Origin of the sequence: Peptoniphilus indolicus ATCC 29427, assembly GCF_000227315.1 — a bacterium.
Taxonomy (GTDB): domain Bacteria; phylum Bacillota; class Clostridia; order Tissierellales; family Peptoniphilaceae; genus Peptoniphilus; species Peptoniphilus indolicus.
The window spans coordinates 1-1,604 of record NZ_JH165101.1; the positions used below are offsets into that span (position 1 = coordinate 1).

Sequence of the window (1,604 nt, forward strand, 5' to 3'; positions counted from 1 at the left end):
TCATTTTGAGACTTTTGCAACAACCTCTTCTTTAATACTATTTTAACTATATGATTTGTATATGATTCATCTTCATAGTCTTAATTGCACTTTCATGACTTTCTAAAGTCACACCCGCACAACAACTCTCATCAACTTTTATAGGTATATTAGGCAGATATGATTTTATTAGAAGCGCATTTGATACTACACAAATATCTGTACAAAGTCCAACTAAAGTTATACTGTCAATTTTATCTTCTCTATCCAATTCCCTTAACTCCTCAGCTAATTCAACAGCTCCAAATGAGCCCTTATCAAAAATCTTACCTTTTATTGCCAAATCAGGATGAATTTCCCAACCATCAGTTCCCTTAATACAATGTTTAACCGGTAAATTCTTCCCCTCCTCAGTTTCAAGATAATCTTCTCCATGAGTGTCCCTTGTATAATATATTTTCCCATCAAAACTATCAATTTTATCTTTTACATTTGATACTATATCAACTGCTTCTTTAGTTCCCAAGCTTCCATTTATAAAATCGTTTTGCATATCCACAACTACTAAAATTTTCATATTATACCTCTTATAGTAAATATATTTCCTCTGTACTTTCTATTAATTTATCTCTTAAAGATTGTTCCAATTTCATCTCCCCTAACTATCTTTCTAACATTTTTTAAATCATCAGAATTAGCTATTACAACATCTATTCCCTTTTCCATACACATTGTGCAAGCTTTTATCTTTGTTGCCATACCACCCGTTCCGACACTTGAATCTGAATCTTTAGCCATAGATTTTAAATTTTCATCGATTATATTTACTTCTTTAATTAATTCTACATCACTATTTTTGTTTGGGTCATCTGTATATAATCCATCTATATCAGATAATAAAATTAATAAATCAGCATCTATAAGTCTAGCCACTACAGCTGATAAAGTGTCATTATCTCCAAACATAATTTCAAACGTTGAGATCGTATCATTTTCATTTACAATTGGAACTACATCCATCTTCATCAACTGATCAAATGTATTACGTGCGTTTTCACTCATTTTCTCATCTGTTTCTATTACCTTTGTAAGTAATACTTGACCTACTTTATAACCGTATTCGCCAAAAGCTCTGTTATATGTATTCATAAGCGCAACTTGTCCAACTGCTGAAGTAGCTTGCTTTCCTATTGTATCTCTTGGCCTTTTTCCCATTCCAAGTTGTTTCGCTCCACACGCAATTGCTCCTGATGAAACTAATACAACATTTATTCCCTTATCTTGTATATTTGAAATCTCCTTAGCTAACTCTTCTATTCTTTCAATATTAACTGCTCCATTTTTATGAGTTATTGAGGATGACCCTATTTTTATAACTATTTTTTCCAATTTATTACTAAAATTTCTCATTCTTCCCTCCGAATAGTATTACTGTTTAATATACTACACTGACTTTTCTAATTCAATAATATAATGATTAATATATTTAATATTTTTTTACCTAAATTGCAATATCAAATTGAACTATTTCTCCCAAAATATCAACTAACCCTAATTTATTTAGTTCTTTTATGAACACCTCTAGAGGCGTTCGGTAATTTAGGATTTTTCTTGGTAAATTGTTC

2 protein-coding genes are annotated in these 1,604 nt (G+C 30.5%); both read right to left on the reverse strand.

The features are described from left to right. Nucleotides 1-46: 46 nt before the first annotated feature. Nucleotides 47-556, reverse strand: a complete 510-nt coding sequence (locus tag HMPREF9129_RS10095; protein WP_004823441.1) for a cysteine hydrolase family protein — start codon at nucleotides 554-556, stop codon at nucleotides 47-49. Nucleotides 557-603: 47 nt separating this feature from the next. Continuing rightward, nucleotides 604-1,389, reverse strand: a complete 786-nt coding sequence (proB, locus tag HMPREF9129_RS10100) for a glutamate 5-kinase (protein WP_004823443.1) — start codon at nucleotides 1,387-1,389, stop codon at nucleotides 604-606. Between the last annotated feature and the right edge of the window lie 215 nt (nucleotides 1,390-1,604).